Source organism: Pseudoalteromonas sp. SR43-3 (assembly GCF_014163875.1).
GTDB classification, from domain to species: domain Bacteria; phylum Pseudomonadota; class Gammaproteobacteria; order Enterobacterales; family Alteromonadaceae; genus Pseudoalteromonas; species Pseudoalteromonas distincta.
Genome location: NZ_JACJEC010000002.1, coordinates 114817 through 130032, shown reverse-complemented (window position 1 = coordinate 130032; position 15216 = coordinate 114817). Strand labels below are relative to the sequence as shown.

The following is a 15216-nucleotide window of genomic DNA, read 5'->3' as shown; positions in this document are numbered from 1 at the left end:
TTTTAGTGGCGGTTAATTTTAAAGTCGAGTTGTACCTGAGAAATAGCGCTAACAGGTTTGCCATTTTCAAACTTTGGCGCGTAACGCCATTGCTCAAGCGCTGCTTTGGCTGATTTTTCAAATGCGCTGCCGCCTTCTGAGCTAAGTACTTTTGGGTTTTTTACAAAGCCAGCTGCGTCTACTTCAAACTCCATAACAACGCTACCATCGGTACTAAATCTGGCTTTGTTAACTGGGTATTTAGGATTAACACGATAGAGTGGTGTTTGCTCTTGCGATTCTTTCCATGGCACCATTTGAGCGATAGCTAGGCAATGTTTAGTTGCTTCTTCGCTTTTACCTTGTTTTTCGTACAGGCCTACAAGCTTTGAATGAGCTGTTAGCTCTGCACTGTGATCAAAGTTTAAGTTACTATCGAATACAGTAACTATACGGTTTAGCCTTTCAATCGCTTGATTGTATCTTTTACGACCCTCTGCGAATGAGGCCATTAAAAAATCGGCTTTTATGCGCTCTAGTGAGTTTTCAGGTAAGTTTTCTTGGTAGTATTCGTCGGCTTCTTCTAGGTAGTTTTTAGCCTCACGATATTTTTTAGAACTAAACTTTTTAGCCAGTAGCGTTGCAGCTTCAAGTTTCATGTCGTAGGGTTATTTTGTGTTTTAGCTATACCTATTACTTCTTCTAAAAAGTTAGCTGCTTTGTAAGCTGATGTTGTGTAGTTAGCTTTTCCGAGCAGTGCATCAACTGTTTCTATTGATTGTTTGCCGTGATTAGCCGCTAAAATAGTATGTGCTTCATCATAAAGTGCAAAACGTTGTTCGTATAGCTCATCGCCGTAGCCTTTAATAGCTTTAGCGTAGTTAATAGCTAAGTTAGCAGTATTGTCGTCGCTTTTACCGTAAACGGCTTTACCTGATGTGTAAGCAAGTTTGGCAGCTTGTTGTACGTTTTCGTCTGCTTTAACTGCTGCTAAATAGCCTTGGTATGCTTGGTTAAATACCGTTTGAGGATCGCTTGCTTGGCTGGCGAATGCTGTAGTGCTTAAAGTTGTTGCGCTTAAAGCAGACAAACTTAAACCTATAAATAAAGCGAGTTGCTGACGTTTCATAATAATCCCTATCGTTGTTTAAAATACAAAATACCAAACGTGCCTGCAGGTGTCACTGATTAAGGTAAATCAACGTAAATAATATTGGCGGTTATTTGTATTAATTTATTGCTTAACAATCATTGAAAATAACGCCTGTCGTCGCCATATATTTGCCATAAACAGTCTTGTACTACGGTGTATTTATCCTATTTTGTGATACTATCACTTTATTGTCGTGTCGTAGTTATTTAAATATTTGGATTTGTCGTGGCGCAAGTAAGAGCAAGAGTCCAGCTTAAAGTTGGCAGAAATAGTGATATCCCTGCAGAAATAATCTCATTTACTGATTTAAAAGATGGTAAAGAACATATTGCTATGGTGTTTAACAACGCCGATACAGAGCAAGATGTACCGCTAATTCGTATGCATTCAGAATGCCTAACGGGCGATGTATTTTACTCATCGCGTTGTGATTGCGGCGAGCAGCTAAATGAATGTATTGAAATGATGCACGAGCAAGGCGGTATTTTATTGTATTTACGCCAAGAAGGCCGTGGCATTGGTTTATACAACAAAATAGACGCTTACGTATTGCAATCGCAAGGTATGAACACCTACGAGGCTAATAATCATTTAGGCTTTGCTGATGATTTACGTGACTTTTCGGATGCAGTATTAATGCTCAATGCGCTTAATTTAAGTCACGTTAAATTAATGACTAATAATCCTAAAAAGCTTAATGCATTAAAAGATGCCGGTATTAATGTTGACTCGGTTGTGGGCACGCATGCGCACATTAAAGCGGGTGTTGCGGGTAATAAATCGTACCTAGAAACAAAAATTAAGCATGGCGCGCATATGTTAGATATTAAGAAAATTAAAAAACCTTAATCATTTAATTACGTTTCGTCTATTAATCCCCCCTTACGCCAAGTTATACTTGGCGTGTTTCGTTTTAAATTAAGAGCAAGTATGTCTACACAATTACGAATTTTTAAAGCCGATGCAGGGCTAAAGTGGTTAAAAGCCGGATGGCTTATTTTTAAAACCCAGCCAGCAACCTTTATTTTTATGCATTTATTTATTGGCATTGTAGGGCTGCTGTCTTTATTTTTACCGCTGCTGCAAGTAGTAGCAGCACTCGCTACGCCATTTTTAACCGCAGGGTTTTACCAAGCGGTGCTTAGTAAGCAACAGGGCGGAAAAATTATGCTAGCCGATATTCTCAAGCCATTTACGGCTAAGGGAAATCGTTTAGGGTTATTACGTTTAGCACTTTATCAAATGGGTGCGGGTATTTTAATGGCGTTACTTGCTAATGGCTTATTTGCCGATGCAGTGGCTGTTATGAGCCAACCAGGACTTGATCCAAACGTAGCACTTGAGCAAATGCTTGAGAGTATTTCGGGCGCGAATGTAATTTTATTTTTTATGGCAATGCTAATTTATTTAACGGCATTTGCGTACGCTGTGCCACTTGTTTATTTTAGTAAAGAAACACGCATTTTAACGGCGCTTAAAAAATCGTTAATGGTGTTTTATCATAATATTTTGCCACTTGGCGTTTTTGGCCTTATTTGCGCATTATTTATGGCGCTTTCGATGTTCTTATCGTTCTTACCACTGTTGATTTTAATGCCGATTTGCTACATTAGCTTTTTTGTATCTTATCAAGCCATTTTTATGCCTGTTGTGCCATTAAGTGACGACATTAATGTTAAGCCACTTAGCAGTGAAACAAGCGGACGTTTTGACGCTTAATGGATGATAAATTAAAGCAAAAACTAAAAAACTATGTACTTTGGTTACTAGGGCGCCAAGAATATTCGCGTCGTGAGTTAACGCTCAAATTACAGCAAAAAGAAGCGACAGAAGAGTTTATTGAAACGCTGCTTGATTGGTGCGAAAAGCACAATTTTATTAACGAGCAGCGATACTGTGAAGGCTTTGTAAGAAAACACATATTTAAATGCCACGGGCTTAAGCGAATACAAAGCGAAGCTATGGGCAAAGGGATTGATCGTTCGCTACTTGAAATGGTAGTTGAAGAGCTTGAAATAGATTGGTTTGAGCTTGCGCAGGATGCGTACAATAAAAAATATTCGAATACACCGCCAGACCTCGATTACAAAGATAAAGCTAAGCGCGTGCGCTACTTAATGTATCGGGGTTTTAGCTACGATGAAATTAATTTTGCAATGCAAGCACAGTAAATACAGGTGAGACTTTCAAATGCAGCACATGACTACCGCACAAATTAGGCAACAGTTTTTAGACTTTTTTGCCAGCAAGCAACATCAAATAGTACCTTCTAGCTCGCTTATACCGGGTAACGATGCCACGTTGTTATTTAATAATGCCGGCATGGTGCAATTTAAAGATGTATTTTTAGGCGCAGAAAGCCGCCCTTATACACGTGCGACAAGTTCGCAGCGCTGTGTACGTGCTGGCGGTAAGCATAACGATTTAGAAAACGTAGGCTACACTGCTCGCCACCATACATTTTTTGAAATGTTAGGTAACTTCAGCTTTGGCGATTACTTTAAGCAAGACGCGATTAAGTTTGCGTGGGAGTTTTTAACTGAGGTTGTTAAATTACCTCAAGAAAAACTGCTTGTTACTATTTATCACGATGATGAAGAAGCGTTTGAGTATTGGTCAAAAGATATTGGCTTAAGTGAAGATCGTATTATTCGTATTGCGACCTCTGACAACTTTTGGTCTATGGGCGATACTGGTCCATGTGGTCCGTGTTCTGAAATATTTTATGACCACGGCGAGCATATTTGGGGCGGACCTCCGGGCACTCCCGAGGAAGACGGCGACCGTTTCATCGAAATTTGGAACCTTGTATTTATGCAATACAACCGTCAAAGCGACGGTACTATGTTGCCTCTACCTAAGCAATCTGTTGATACAGGAATGGGCCTTGAGCGTATTTCTGCTATTTTGCAGGGTGTGCATTCAAACTACGAAATCGATTTATTCCAAGGCTTAATTGCAGCAGCTGCAAGTGTAACTAACGCGCAAGATATGGACGATAAGTCACTACGCGTAGTGGCGGATCATATTCGTTCGTGTGCGTTTTTAATCTCTGACGGTGTTATGCCATCTAACGAAGGTCGTGGTTATGTACTACGTCGTATTATTCGTCGTGCTGTGCGCCACGGTAATAAGTTAGGTGCGCAAGGTTCGTTTTTCTATAAGTTAGTTGCTGCGCTAATTGAGCAAATGGGTCAAGCGTACCCAGAGCTTGCTAAGCAACAAGAAATTATCGAAAAAGTATTACGCATTGAAGAAGAACAGTTTGGTAAAACACTTGAGCGTGGCTTAGCTATTTTAGAAGAAAGCTTAAGTGACCTTAAAGGCGATATTATACCGGGCGACTTAGTATTTAAACTTTACGATACGTATGGCTTTCCAGCTGATTTAACGGCCGATGTTGCGCGTGAGCGCCAGATGACGATTGATCATCAAGGTTTTGAAGAGTGCATGGCTGTACAACGTAAAACAGCGCAACAAGCGGGTAAGTTTGGTGCTGATTACAACGAGCAATTAAAATCAGAAAAGCTTACTGAGTTTAAAGGCTACGACAGCACACACCATAGCGCGACAGTGGTAGAAATTTTTGCTGGTGGCGAAGCTGTTCAGTTATTAGAAGATGGTCAACAAGGTATTGTAGTATTAGACCGCACACCGTTTTACGCTGAATCAGGCGGCCAAACGGGCGACACGGGTACTATTGCAGTTGCTGGTGGCGAATTTAATGTTACTAATACCACTAAACTTGGTAATGCTTTTGCTCACCACGGTACTGTGCAAGGCCGCATTGGTGTTAACGATAAAGTGGATGCGACTATTGATGATGCACGCCGCGATAGCATTAAGAAAAACCACACAGCTACACATATTTTACACGAAGCACTACGTCAATTATTAGGCGACCATGTAGGCCAAAAAGGCTCACTTGTTCAGCCTGATCGTTTACGTTTTGACTTTTCGCACTTTGAAGCGGTTACTAAAGATGAGCTACGTGAAATTGAGCGTGTAGTTAATGACGAAATTCGTCGTAACTTTGCACTCAATACTGAGCTTATGGCTATTGATGATGCTAAAGCGAAAGGTGCTATGGCGTTGTTTGGCGAAAAGTACGATGACGAAGTACGCGTAGTTACTATTGGCGACTACTCTATTGAGCTTTGTGGTGGTACTCACGTTGAGCGCGCAGGCGATATTGGTTTATTCAAAATAGTATCTGAAAGCGGTATTGCAGCAGGCGTTCGCCGTATTGAAGCGGTAACTGGTGCTGATGCAGTTGCTTATGTTAGCGAGCAAGAGCAACAATTACATGATGTAGCTGCTTTAGTTAAAGGCGATAGCGCATCGGTACTTGAAAAAGTAACCGCGTTACTTGAAAAGTCTAAAGGTCTTGAAAAGCAAATTGCGCAACTTAACGATAAGTTAGCAAGTGCAGCGGGTGCATCTTTACTTGATTCGATTGTTGAAATTAACGGCATTAAGCTACTTGTAGCAAATGTTGAAGGTACTGAATCTAAAGCACTGCGCGGTATGGTTGATGACCTTAAAAACAAAATTGGCTCAGGTGTTATTGCACTGGGTGTTGCCAGTGGCGACAAAGTAAGCCTAATTGCTGGTGTAACTAAAGACTTAACAGGCAAAGTAAAAGCCGGTGAGTTAGTTAACCACATGGCAGGCCAAGTAGGTGGTAAAGGTGGCGGCCGTCCAGATATGGCACAAGCCGGTGGTAGTGAGCCACAAAACCTTGCTGCTGCACTAGATAGCGTTACAGCTTGGTTAACTGAGCGTACTTAAGCCTAAGTGGCGCTTATTGTTCAAAAATTCGGTGGCACTTCGGTCGGCTCAATAGAGCGAATTGAAGCGGTCGCCGACCTTGTTGTAAAAACCAGACAACAAGGACATCAAGTGGTTGTGGTGCTCTCGGCTATGTCGGGAGAAACCAACCGCTTAATTAATCTCGCCAAACAAATCGATACTCGCCCGAGTAGCCGTGAACTAGATGTACTAATTAGCACCGGAGAGCAGGTTTCTGTATCACTACTTGCTATGGCTATTATTAAACGTGGTCATTCAGCTGTAAGCTTGTTAGCCGATCAAGTCAATATTTTAACCGATAACATGTTTGGTAAAGCTCGTATTGCAGAGGTTGCTGCTACGCGTTTGAAGCATGAGCTTGAGCATAATCGTATTGCTATTATTGCTGGGTTTCAGGGGCGTGATGTTGAGGGCAATATTACAACGCTTGGGCGCGGCGGCACTGATACATCGGCTGTAGAAATAGCAGCGGCTATAAAAGCTGACGAATGCCAGATCTATACAGACGTTGACGGCGTATATACTACAGATCCTCGTGTTGAACCTAACGCGCGCAGAATGAGCCAAGTTACCTTTGCCGAAATGCTAGAACTGGCAAGTTTAGGGGCGAAAGTTTTGCATATTCGCTCAGTAGAAGCCGCAGGAAAACATAATGTGCCACTTAGGGTGCTTTCGAGCTTTGATCCCGATAAAGGTACATTAATAAGTTTTGAGGAGAACGATATGCCAAGCAAGGTTGTATCGGGGATTGCGTTTAATCGTGACGAATGTTTAATTAAGGTACAAGGTGTGCCAACGGGCACGCAATATCTTTCAAAAATATTGAAACTTTTTGCCGAAAATGGCATCGAAATAGATATGATTAATCAAGTTAATCATAACTTTGAAAAAATAGACTATGCTTTTACTGTGCACTCGAATGATTATCTGCAAGCACTTGAATTATTGAGTGAAGATCAAGCTCAGCTCAGTGCTCAAAATATAAGCGGATTGCAAGCAGTAGCTAAAGTTTCTGCTGTTGGCATGGGTATGAAATCACATTCTGGTGTCGCTAGTTTATTTTTTGATGCATTAGCGCAGGAAAATATTAATGTGGTTTTAGTCTCGACTTCAGAGATTAAAATTTCAGTTTTAATAGATGAAAAGTACTTAGAGTTGGCTGTTCGTGCATTACACAAGGCATTTTTAACAGAAAATGGATAGATTGCGAGTTTTTACTTACTTTTCAGTCTAATTTTCATTAGTATGTTTAAGCGGAATCTTATAATTTTTATTGGAACATGGGAGCAAGAGAATGCTAATACTAACTCGTAGAGTAGGTGAAACCCTAATGATTGGTGACGAAGTAACAGTTACTGTTCTAGGTGTTAAAGGAAATCAAGTTCGAATCGGTGTTAATGCACCAAAAGACGTATCAGTGCATCGTGAAGAGATTTACATGCGCATACAAGCTGAAAAGTCGAACCCTAATCCGGGCAATGCTTAATCAACACGTATACGTAGTTGAGTAATTAACTCAACTAGACTAAAAGCCACTCACTGAGTGGCTTTTTTGTTTATAAAAGCGAGTGTTTCAGGACTAAGTATTTGTTTTGATATGTACTGCATGCCGCTTTTGTTTTTAATAATAATACCTTGTTGGGTGTCTATTACTTCGCTTATATTTTGCCATTCTAATTGATAGCTTTTGTAATGATTAGCAGATTTAATACCTTCTTCATCAAAGGTAAGTGTTACCTCAGAGCCTGATGCTCTGCTGAGCATTTGTCTGGTTACCCACCATGGTCTGCGATAGTAAAAAGCGACGCACTCGAGTACCGCTAACATGATCATAAACGATCCTAAGTAATGATCGTCTAAAACATAAATGCCAAATAGACCAAGCGCAACTAACAACACAAGTAAAAAGTATTTAGGTTTTGCACGCTTACTATAAGGGAGTGACTCATCAAAACACTCGTAAAAGTAGGGTTTATCTAATGTGTAGGTGGTTGTGAATGCCATTTTGCCTTGCTTTAAATATCGTTTTTTTTATTTTAACAAGCTAACTGCTAAATGAGCAGCTTTATAGTCAGTGATTTTATTACTGGCACAAAAAAACGGCTCGAAAGCCGTTTTTTTAGCGGTACAAGAAGAATTAACAGTTAGTTTCTTCAGCGTTCACGCCTTCTTTAACATTTTCACATGCATCTTCAACAGAGTTTTGCACATCAGTTACTGCTTCGTCGATACGTTCGCCAGCATCTTCTGCATGGTTGTCTTCACAACCCATCATGAAAAAACCTGCAAATACTGCGATTAGTGCTGCTTTTAAAGTTGTAGAGTTCATAGTGTAATTCCTTGTAAGTATTAATTAAATTTTAGTGTTTGTTAGTTGAATGCTTTATCTACCTGGGTGATTTACCACGTAGTGCACCTGAAACTAATGAAATCACTAAAAGTACTAAAAAGATAAAAAATATAATTTTTGCTATACCAGCTGCGGCACCTGCGATGCCACCAAAACCTAACACTGCAGCGATTAAAGCAATAACTAAAAATGTAATTGTCCAGCGTAACATTGTTTTCTCCTTGGTTATCAAATTTGCTCATAATAACTAATGCCAGTTATATGCCAAAGTTTATTTGGCATAAATATCAATTAGTTATGGGTTTTTGCTGTTATTCTAGTTATTAGTTGGTTAGTAACTTTTACGCTTTGTTATGTAAGTTATTCACACTGTTGCAAATAACTGCTAAATATTCACTAAATAAACTTATTTTGGTAAGACCAATTAACAATTGGTGTGTGGCTTTGCATTTTATATTAAGAATTAGTGTTTATTTTTACTTAGCTTGATAGTTAATTAACAACTTCCATATAACTATTAGCTATAGTCGTTATTTCTTGTATGTATTGTAGAGCGCGTGATTGCTGAGTTATGGCATGTAAATTAATTGAGTGTTATGTTATTTATTGTTTAATTGGTTTTACCAATTTACAAGATGTAGACAAAGCGATTAGTTTTGTTATTATCCAGTGAATAAATATTTAATTAAATCGATTTTTTATTTTCGATATGGGTTTCAAGGGGAGAAAAATGGATATAGGTGCTCTACTCACAACGGCCGGTAACTTAATGCTTACTGGCATGGTTGGAGTGTTTGTATTTCTGTCGATATTAATTGGTGCAGTAACGCTTATGTCTAATTTGGTGACGCGCTTTAGCGAACCTGACGTGGCGACACCAGTTAAATCACCATCTTTTAAATCTCAAGGTGTGCCTAATGAGCACATCGCTGCTATTAGTGCTGCCATTGCTCAGTACAAATCAAATAATAAATAAGGGGCACACACATGGCTAAATTAAAACTAACAGAATTGGTATTACGCGATGCTCACCAATCATTATTAGCAACGCGTATGCGCCTAGACGATATGCTACCGATTGCTAGCAAATTAGACGATGCGGGTTATTGGTCTATTGAATCTTGGGGCGGTGCTACATTTGACTCGTGTATTCGTTATTTAGGCGAAGATCCTTGGGAGCGTATTCGTGCACTAAAAAAAGCGATGCCTAATACTAAACAGCAAATGCTATTACGCGGTCAAAACTTATTAGGTTACCGCCATTACGCTGATGACGTAGTTGAAAAATTTGTAGAACGTGCACATAAAAATGGCGTTGACGTATTTCGTATATTTGATGCAATGAACGATGTTCGCAATCTAGAAACAGCTATTAAAGCGGCTGTAAAAGTAGGCGCTCACGCTCAAGGTACTATTTCGTACACAGTTAGCCCAGTTCATACACTTGATATGTGGCTAACTCTTGCAAAGCAGCTTGAAGATATGGGTTGTCACTCAATTTGTATTAAAGATATGGCGGGTTTATTAAAGCCGTACGATGCTGAAAAACTAATTAAAGCACTTAAAGAAACTGTATCTATTCCAATTGCTATGCAGTGCCACGCTACAACAGGTTTAAGTACTGCTACTTACCAAAAAGCAATTGATGCTGGTATTGATATGCTCGATACCGCTATTTCATCAATGAGTATGACTTATGGACATTCTGCAACTGAAACTATTGTATCGATAGTTGAAGGGACTGAGCGTGATACTGGGCTTGATTTAAACCACCTAGAAGAAATTGCTGCTTACTTTAGAGATGTACGTAAAAAATATGCGGCATTTGAAGGTAGCTTAAAAGGGGTTGATGGGCGCATTTTATTAGCTCAAGTACCTGGTGGCATGCTTACAAACATGGAAAACCAACTTAAAGAGCAAGGCGCAGCCGATAAGCTTAATGAGGTTTTACTTGAGATCCCACGTGTACGTGAAGATCTTGGCTTTTTACCTTTAGTAACACCAACGTCGCAAATTGTTGGCACTCAAGCGGTACTTAATGTGCTAACGGGTGAGCGTTATAAAACAATTACTAAAGAAACTGCTGGCGTATTAAAAGGTGAGTATGGCTTAACACCAGCACCAATGAATAAAGAGCTACAAGAGCGCGTGCTTGATGGAGCGGAAGTTATTACTTGTCGCCCTGCTGATAACATTGCACCTGAGCTTGCAACGCTTGAAGCTGAGTTATTAAAAGAAGCACAAGAGCAAGGTTTAACACTTGCTGATGATCAAATTGATGACGTATTAACTTATGCATTATTCCCACAAGTTGGTTTGAAGTTTATTAAAAACCGCAACAACCCAGATGCATTTGAGCCAGTACCTTCTGTTGAAGATAAAAGCAGTAAAGCACCTTCTAAATCAGTTTCAAATAATAACAAAGTGAAGGCTGAGCAATACAGCGTAAAAGTAGATGGTAAAGTTTATGACGTAGTCGTAGCGCAAGGTGGTGAACTTAAGGAAGTAACATTAAAAGACTCTGAGCACATTCCTCAATCTGCTTCGGTTGCATCAGGTGAAACACTTAACGCGCCTCTAGCCGGTAATATTTTTAAGATTAAGGTAAAAGCTGGGCAAGTTGTTAACGAAGGCGATGTAGTGATTATTATGGAAGCCATGAAAATGGAAACTGAAATACGCGCTACGCATACCGGAACAATTGCTGAAGTGTTAGTTAGTGAAGGCGATGCTGTAACTACCGGCGACGCTATGATTGCATTAGCTTAGGAGTAAATAGAGGATGGAAGGTATTTTAAACCTCTGGAATGCGACAGGCATTGCTAACTTTACAATCCCATCGTTAATAATGATTGCGGTAGGGTGTTTATTACTGTTTTTAGCGATAGCTAAAGGCTTTGAACCACTATTATTACTACCTATTGGTTTTGGTGCAATTTTAACAAATGTACCAGTGGCAGGTTTGTCAGACCCAGGTGGGCTTTTGTACTACGTTTATTATGTGGGTATTGATACGGGGATTTTTCCGCTGTTGATATTTATGGGAGTAGGGGCGCTGACCGACTTTAGCGCACTTATTGCAAACCCACGTATGTTGTTATTAGGTGCGGCTGCACAGTTTGGTATTTTTGCTACATTGTTTGGCGCTATATTACTTAACTATGTGCCAGGTTTTGAATTTACTCTACAGGACGCATCGGCTATAGCCATTATAGGTGGTGCCGATGGGCCAACAGCAATATTTTTAGCATCAAAACTGGCACCTGATTTACTAGGCGCAATAGCAGTAGCTGCGTATTCATATATGGCACTTGTGCCAATTATTCAGCCGCCAATTATGCGTGCACTAACAACCCCAGAAGAGCGTAAAATAAAAATGCCAGAGCTTCGCAAAGTATCTAAAAAGGAAAAGATTATTTTTCCACTTATGGTGCTTAGTTTAACGGCTATGTTTTTACCGGCTGCTATACCGCTGGTAGGTATGTTTTGTTTAGGTAACTTAATGCGAGAGTCGGGTGTTGTTGATAGATTAAGTAACAGTGCTCAAAACGAAATCATTAATGTTACAACTATATTTTTAGGCTTAGCTGTTGGTTCAAAGCTTGCTGCAGATAAGTTTTTAACTGTTGAGACGATTGGTATTTTAGTGCTTGGCGCACTGGCTTTTGCAATTGGTACGGCATCTGGCGTATTTATGGCAAAAGGACTTAACCGAATATCTAAAACGCCTATAAATCCATTAATTGGGGCGGCAGGTGTATCGGCTGTGCCAATGGCGGCACGAGTAGTTAATAAAGTTGGCCTTGAAAGTAACCCACATAACTTTTTACTTATGCATGCAATGGGACCCAACGTAGCGGGTGTACTTGGTAGTGCAGTTGCTGCGGGTATTTTATTAGCACTTGTTGGCTAAAAATGTAATTTAAAATAGATTAACCATTAAGCGCAGTTTACTGCGCTTTTTTTGTTCTTAATTTGTTCACCGCTAAATGGTTTCTTGTTCAGCACTTTTTGTTTACAGTAACAGCTCTTCAACATTTTAAGGATAGTTATCATGCTTCACACGCCTTTAGCAAAGCACTTGCCTCACGTTAGTAAACTTGTATTTGGATGTATGGGTCTTGGCGGCGGTTGGAATAAAGACGCAATCACTGATGCACATGTTAAGCAAGCTCATGAGTGTATAGATAACGCCATTGAAGGCGGTATTAATTTTTTTGACCATGCTGATATTTATACTTTTGGTAAAGCAGAGCAGGTTTTTGGTAAAGCATTAAGTGAGCGGCCAGAGCTTAGAGAGCACATGTATATTCAATCTAAGTGTGGGATTCGATTTGAAGATGACTTAGGGCCAAAGCGCTATGATTTTTCATCAAAGTGGATTGAGCAATCAGTTGAAGCATCATTAAAACGATTAAATACAGACTATTTAGACGTACTTATGCTGCATCGCCCTGATCCACTCATGGAAGTTAACGAAATTGCTCGTATATTTAGTTGCTTAAAAGAAAGCGGTAAAGTGCGCAATTTTGCAGTATCGAATATGCAGCAGCACCAAATGAACTTTTTACAGCACGCACTTGATATGCCGATTGTGGCTAACCAAATTGAGGCTAGTTTACAAAAACATCAGTTTGTTGATGAAGGTGTATATGCCGGTAACAGTGACGGTAAAGACCTTAATTTTACACCAGGTAGTATTGAGTACTGTCGACATTTTGAAATCCAAATTCAAAGCTGGGGTAGTTTATGCCAAGGCTTGTACAGCGGTAGTGATTTATCAAACGCATCTCAGGCAGATATAAACACCAGTCTTTTAGTTAATAAGCTGGCTGCACTTTATGAAACCTCTGCTGAGGCAATTGTACTTGCATGGTTGCTTCGCCATCCCGCATCTATTCAGCCAATTATTGGAACAACTAATGCTAAACGGATTAAAGCCTCTTGTGATGCTGTAAACGTAGAGCTAACTCGTGAGCATTGGTATGCACTTTATGTAAGCGCTAAAGGCCACGAATTACCATAAGTAGGGCGTTAATATGAACATATTCGTTATTTTAATTGGTTTGTTTGTTGCGCTGGCGATACTTATACCCTTGCTTGAAAAGTATCAAAGTAAAATAGGGCTTGATGGCGCAACCAAATACAGTAAATATATTTGGCCATTAGTGATGGTGTCTTTAGTTATTCAGCTCATTTATGTACTGATGTACTGATGTACTGATGTACTAATGGTTTATAGCGTATACAAAAAAGCCTTTGCAGGTTAAACCTGCAAAGGCTTTTTTAATGTTTATTGATAAACTTTATTTAAGTGCTAACTGTAGCTCGCGATTGCGCTCAAGCTGGGCAATAAAGTTATCAGCAATAGGTTTAAACTTGGCAAGTTCTGAGCGAGGTAATGGCTCTGACTTAGGAAGTTTTACAGTTTTAGGATTACGGTGAACGCCATTTACTAAAAATTCATAGTGTAAATGTGCACCAGTAACACGACCTGTAGAACCTACAGTACCAATTTGTTGGCCCTGTTTAACTTTTTGGCCCGTATTAACTAGCTTCTTATTTAGGTGTAAGTACTTAGTTACATATTGCGTGCCATGGCTAATAAATACGTAGTTACCGTTGTACTTGCTGTAACCGGCTTTAATTACTTTACCGTTACCAGATGCAACAACTGGTGTGCCAGTGCGTGCAGCAAAGTCGATACCACGGTGCGCTCTAACTTGCCCAGTAACAGGGTGTAAGCGGCGAGGATTAAAGCTCGAACTAATATACTTAAAGCTTACAGGTGCACGTAAAAATGCTTTTTTCATGCTACGCCCTTCAGGCGTATAAAAATTGCCATCGGTATGGCGAATAGCTGCAAAGCGCTGACCTTGGTTTACAAATTCAGCTGCAATAATTTTACCGGTACCAATAAACTCGCCATCAACATAGTGAGACTCGTAAATTAAGCCAAATACATCGCCTTTACGAATGTCGTTTGCAAAATCAACATCCCAACCAAATATGTCAGCAAAGTTCATTATTTGGCGTTCGCTTAAACCTGCTGCAATTGCTGAAGTCCAAAAGTTATTAGATATTTCGCCGCCAGCGGTTTTGGTTAGCGTTTCAATTTCTTTGCTATCAATAGCTGTATCGTAGTTACCTTCTTCGTTTAAGGTAACAAATAAAGTATCTGTTTTTGAAATCACATAGCGCAGTTGAGCTAAGGAGCCATCTTCAGCTGTCGCAAAACTAAGTATTTCACCTGGGTGAATTTTAGTCAGTTTGCGAGTCTCCGCATTAGTGTTAATTAGTTTATGAAGCGTTTGAGCCGAAAAACCAGCACGCTTAAAGATAATTGCTAAATTGTCGCCATTTTTAACTTTATGATCGACAAAGTCGTATTCTGGTAACTTTTCTGCTGCTTGCTCTGAATTTAACTCAGTTAATTTTTCGTTGTTATCAACTTTAACTTGTAACTCATAGCGCTTACCAATTTCTAGTGCATTTGCACTATTGTCTTTGGATGCAGTGGCTTTTTCAGAAGGAAGAAAGGCTAAGCCAACAATAGCAGAAACCAAACCTAGAATAAGCAATTTGTGTTTTTTGGGGAGCGTGTGAACCACGTGAACCATAACGTGCCTTTTTCTGCTGTCAAGATAATAAATACATAATATTGCAGGATATACTTAATAATGTACGAATACTAGTGTTTTGTAGATTTAAACTGACCTTAAACTACGCTAAAATCGGGCTTAGAAAGCCTTTTTTAACGCTCTACCTAGCTAAGACTCAATTGATTTAGTTTAGTTGCATGAATCACTTAAAAAGTTGTTTTAATTAGGTAGAAATTTGTTATGTTAGCTACATCTATTTATTCGGTTTAAACCTTTATTAAACCGTGACTACGCAAGTAACTAGTCGCCCCTTCGTCGGC

Annotated in this window: 15 protein-coding genes and 1 pseudogene; 11 read left to right on the top strand and 5 right to left on the bottom strand. The window is 39.6% G+C overall.

All coding sequences use genetic code 11. The features are described from left to right. Positions 1 to 2: 2 nt before the first annotated feature. Positions 3 to 1108, bottom strand: a pseudogene (locus tag H5088_RS20440) (TonB family protein). Positions 1109 to 1357: 249 nt separating this feature from the next. On the opposite strand from H5088_RS20440, the gene ribA reads away from it, so the two are divergent. The 6 genes from ribA (at position 1358) to csrA (ending at position 7430) form a co-directional block, all read left to right on the top strand. After that, positions 1358 to 1981 carry a GTP cyclohydrolase II gene (ribA, locus tag H5088_RS02900; RefSeq protein ID WP_002961931.1) on the top strand — a complete coding sequence of 208 codons (624 nt, stop codon included), beginning with the start codon at positions 1358 to 1360 and terminating at the stop codon, positions 1979 to 1981. Between the two features lie 81 nt (positions 1982 to 2062). Further along, on the top strand, positions 2063 to 2851 hold the full coding sequence (locus tag H5088_RS02895) for a BPSS1780 family membrane protein (RefSeq protein ID WP_024595741.1): 789 nt from the start codon (positions 2063 to 2065) through the stop codon (positions 2849 to 2851). Continuing rightward, positions 2851 to 3303 carry a regulatory protein RecX gene (locus H5088_RS02890; protein ID WP_002961933.1) on the top strand — a complete coding sequence of 151 codons (453 nt, stop codon included), beginning with the start codon at positions 2851 to 2853 and terminating at the stop codon, positions 3301 to 3303. The genes H5088_RS02895 and H5088_RS02890 overlap by 1 nt, the downstream gene beginning before the upstream one ends. A gap of 19 nt (positions 3304 to 3322) precedes the next feature. Next, positions 3323 to 5923: an alanine--tRNA ligase gene (gene alaS, locus H5088_RS02885; RefSeq protein WP_182711828.1), complete on the top strand. Its 2601-nt coding sequence runs from the start codon at positions 3323 to 3325 to the stop codon at positions 5921 to 5923. A gap of 6 nt (positions 5924 to 5929) precedes the next feature. Next, on the top strand, positions 5930 to 7147 hold the full coding sequence (locus H5088_RS02880; RefSeq protein ID WP_182752167.1) for an aspartate kinase: 1218 nt from the start codon (positions 5930 to 5932) through the stop codon (positions 7145 to 7147). A 91-nt stretch (positions 7148 to 7238) separates the two neighbouring features. Continuing rightward, complete coding sequence (gene csrA, locus H5088_RS02875; protein WP_004587515.1) at positions 7239 to 7430, top strand: carbon storage regulator CsrA; 192 nt, start codon at positions 7239 to 7241, stop codon at positions 7428 to 7430. A 50-nt stretch (positions 7431 to 7480) separates the two neighbouring features. On the opposite strand, the gene H5088_RS02870 is transcribed toward csrA, so the two are convergent. From H5088_RS02870 to H5088_RS02860, 3 genes are all read right to left on the bottom strand, one after another. Further along, positions 7481 to 7948 carry a YcxB family protein gene (locus H5088_RS02870; protein WP_165744115.1) on the bottom strand — a complete coding sequence of 156 codons (468 nt, stop codon included), beginning with the start codon at positions 7946 to 7948 and terminating at the stop codon, positions 7481 to 7483. A 133-nt stretch (positions 7949 to 8081) separates the two neighbouring features. After that, positions 8082 to 8273: a hypothetical protein gene (locus H5088_RS02865; RefSeq protein ID WP_002961938.1), complete on the bottom strand. Its 192-nt coding sequence runs from the start codon at positions 8271 to 8273 to the stop codon at positions 8082 to 8084. A 58-nt stretch (positions 8274 to 8331) separates the two neighbouring features. Next, the gene (locus H5088_RS02860; protein ID WP_002961939.1) at positions 8332 to 8505 is read right to left on the bottom strand and encodes a DUF1328 domain-containing protein; all 174 of its coding nucleotides are present in this window, start codon (positions 8503 to 8505) and stop codon (positions 8332 to 8334) included. Between the two features lie 519 nt (positions 8506 to 9024). Between H5088_RS02860 and H5088_RS02855 the strand changes: the two genes are divergently transcribed. The 5 genes from H5088_RS02855 (at position 9025) to H5088_RS02835 (ending at position 13510) form a co-directional block, all read left to right on the top strand. Next, positions 9025 to 9270, top strand: a complete 246-nt coding sequence (locus tag H5088_RS02855) for an OadG family protein (protein ID WP_002961940.1) — start codon at positions 9025 to 9027, stop codon at positions 9268 to 9270. 11 nt (positions 9271 to 9281) lie between these two features. Next, on the top strand, positions 9282 to 11063 hold the full coding sequence (oadA, locus tag H5088_RS02850; protein ID WP_138489620.1) for a sodium-extruding oxaloacetate decarboxylase subunit alpha: 1782 nt from the start codon (positions 9282 to 9284) through the stop codon (positions 11061 to 11063). A gap of 13 nt (positions 11064 to 11076) precedes the next feature. Next, a complete protein-coding gene (locus H5088_RS02845; RefSeq protein WP_002961942.1) occupies positions 11077 to 12207 on the top strand; it encodes a sodium ion-translocating decarboxylase subunit beta in 1131 nt (376 codons plus the stop codon). A 141-nt stretch (positions 12208 to 12348) separates the two neighbouring features. Continuing rightward, on the top strand, positions 12349 to 13320 hold the full coding sequence (locus H5088_RS02840) for an aldo/keto reductase family oxidoreductase (protein WP_024604017.1): 972 nt from the start codon (positions 12349 to 12351) through the stop codon (positions 13318 to 13320). A 13-nt stretch (positions 13321 to 13333) separates the two neighbouring features. Continuing rightward, positions 13334 to 13510 (top strand): hypothetical protein, encoded by a 177-nt coding sequence (locus tag H5088_RS02835; protein WP_164487640.1) that lies wholly within the window; start codon positions 13334 to 13336, stop codon positions 13508 to 13510. A gap of 90 nt (positions 13511 to 13600) precedes the next feature. Here the strand turns inward: H5088_RS02835 and H5088_RS02830 are convergent, their stop codons facing one another. Next, complete coding sequence (locus tag H5088_RS02830; RefSeq protein ID WP_182752166.1) at positions 13601 to 14914, bottom strand: peptidoglycan DD-metalloendopeptidase family protein; 1314 nt, start codon at positions 14912 to 14914, stop codon at positions 13601 to 13603. Between the last annotated feature and the right edge of the window lie 302 nt (positions 14915 to 15216).

What these genes read in the sequence shown, in the direction of transcription:
- csrA (WP_004587515.1), top strand. Translation starts at nt 7,239, where the DNA reads ATGCTAATACTAACTCGTAGAGTAGGTGAAACCCTAATGATTGGTGAC.
- H5088_RS02865 (WP_002961938.1), bottom strand. Translation starts at nt 8,273, where the DNA reads ATGAACTCTACAACTTTAAAAGCAGCACTAATCGCAGTATTTGCAGGT.
- alaS (WP_182711828.1), top strand. Translation starts at nt 3,323, where the DNA reads ATGCAGCACATGACTACCGCACAAATTAGGCAACAGTTTTTAGACTTT.
- H5088_RS02830 (WP_182752166.1), bottom strand. Translation starts at nt 14,914, where the DNA reads ATGGTTCACGTGGTTCACACGCTCCCCAAAAAACACAAATTGCTTATT.
- H5088_RS02855 (WP_002961940.1), top strand. Translation starts at nt 9,025, where the DNA reads ATGGATATAGGTGCTCTACTCACAACGGCCGGTAACTTAATGCTTACT.
- oadA (WP_138489620.1), top strand. Translation starts at nt 9,282, where the DNA reads ATGGCTAAATTAAAACTAACAGAATTGGTATTACGCGATGCTCACCAA.
- H5088_RS02890 (WP_002961933.1), top strand. Translation starts at nt 2,851, where the DNA reads ATGGATGATAAATTAAAGCAAAAACTAAAAAACTATGTACTTTGGTTA.
- H5088_RS02870 (WP_165744115.1), bottom strand. Translation starts at nt 7,948, where the DNA reads ATGGCATTCACAACCACCTACACATTAGATAAACCCTACTTTTACGAG.
- H5088_RS02845 (WP_002961942.1), top strand. Translation starts at nt 11,077, where the DNA reads ATGGAAGGTATTTTAAACCTCTGGAATGCGACAGGCATTGCTAACTTT.
- H5088_RS02835 (WP_164487640.1), top strand. Translation starts at nt 13,334, where the DNA reads ATGAACATATTCGTTATTTTAATTGGTTTGTTTGTTGCGCTGGCGATA.
- H5088_RS02860 (WP_002961939.1), bottom strand. Translation starts at nt 8,505, where the DNA reads ATGTTACGCTGGACAATTACATTTTTAGTTATTGCTTTAATCGCTGCA.
- H5088_RS02895 (WP_024595741.1), top strand. Translation starts at nt 2,063, where the DNA reads ATGTCTACACAATTACGAATTTTTAAAGCCGATGCAGGGCTAAAGTGG.
- H5088_RS02840 (WP_024604017.1), top strand. Translation starts at nt 12,349, where the DNA reads ATGCTTCACACGCCTTTAGCAAAGCACTTGCCTCACGTTAGTAAACTT.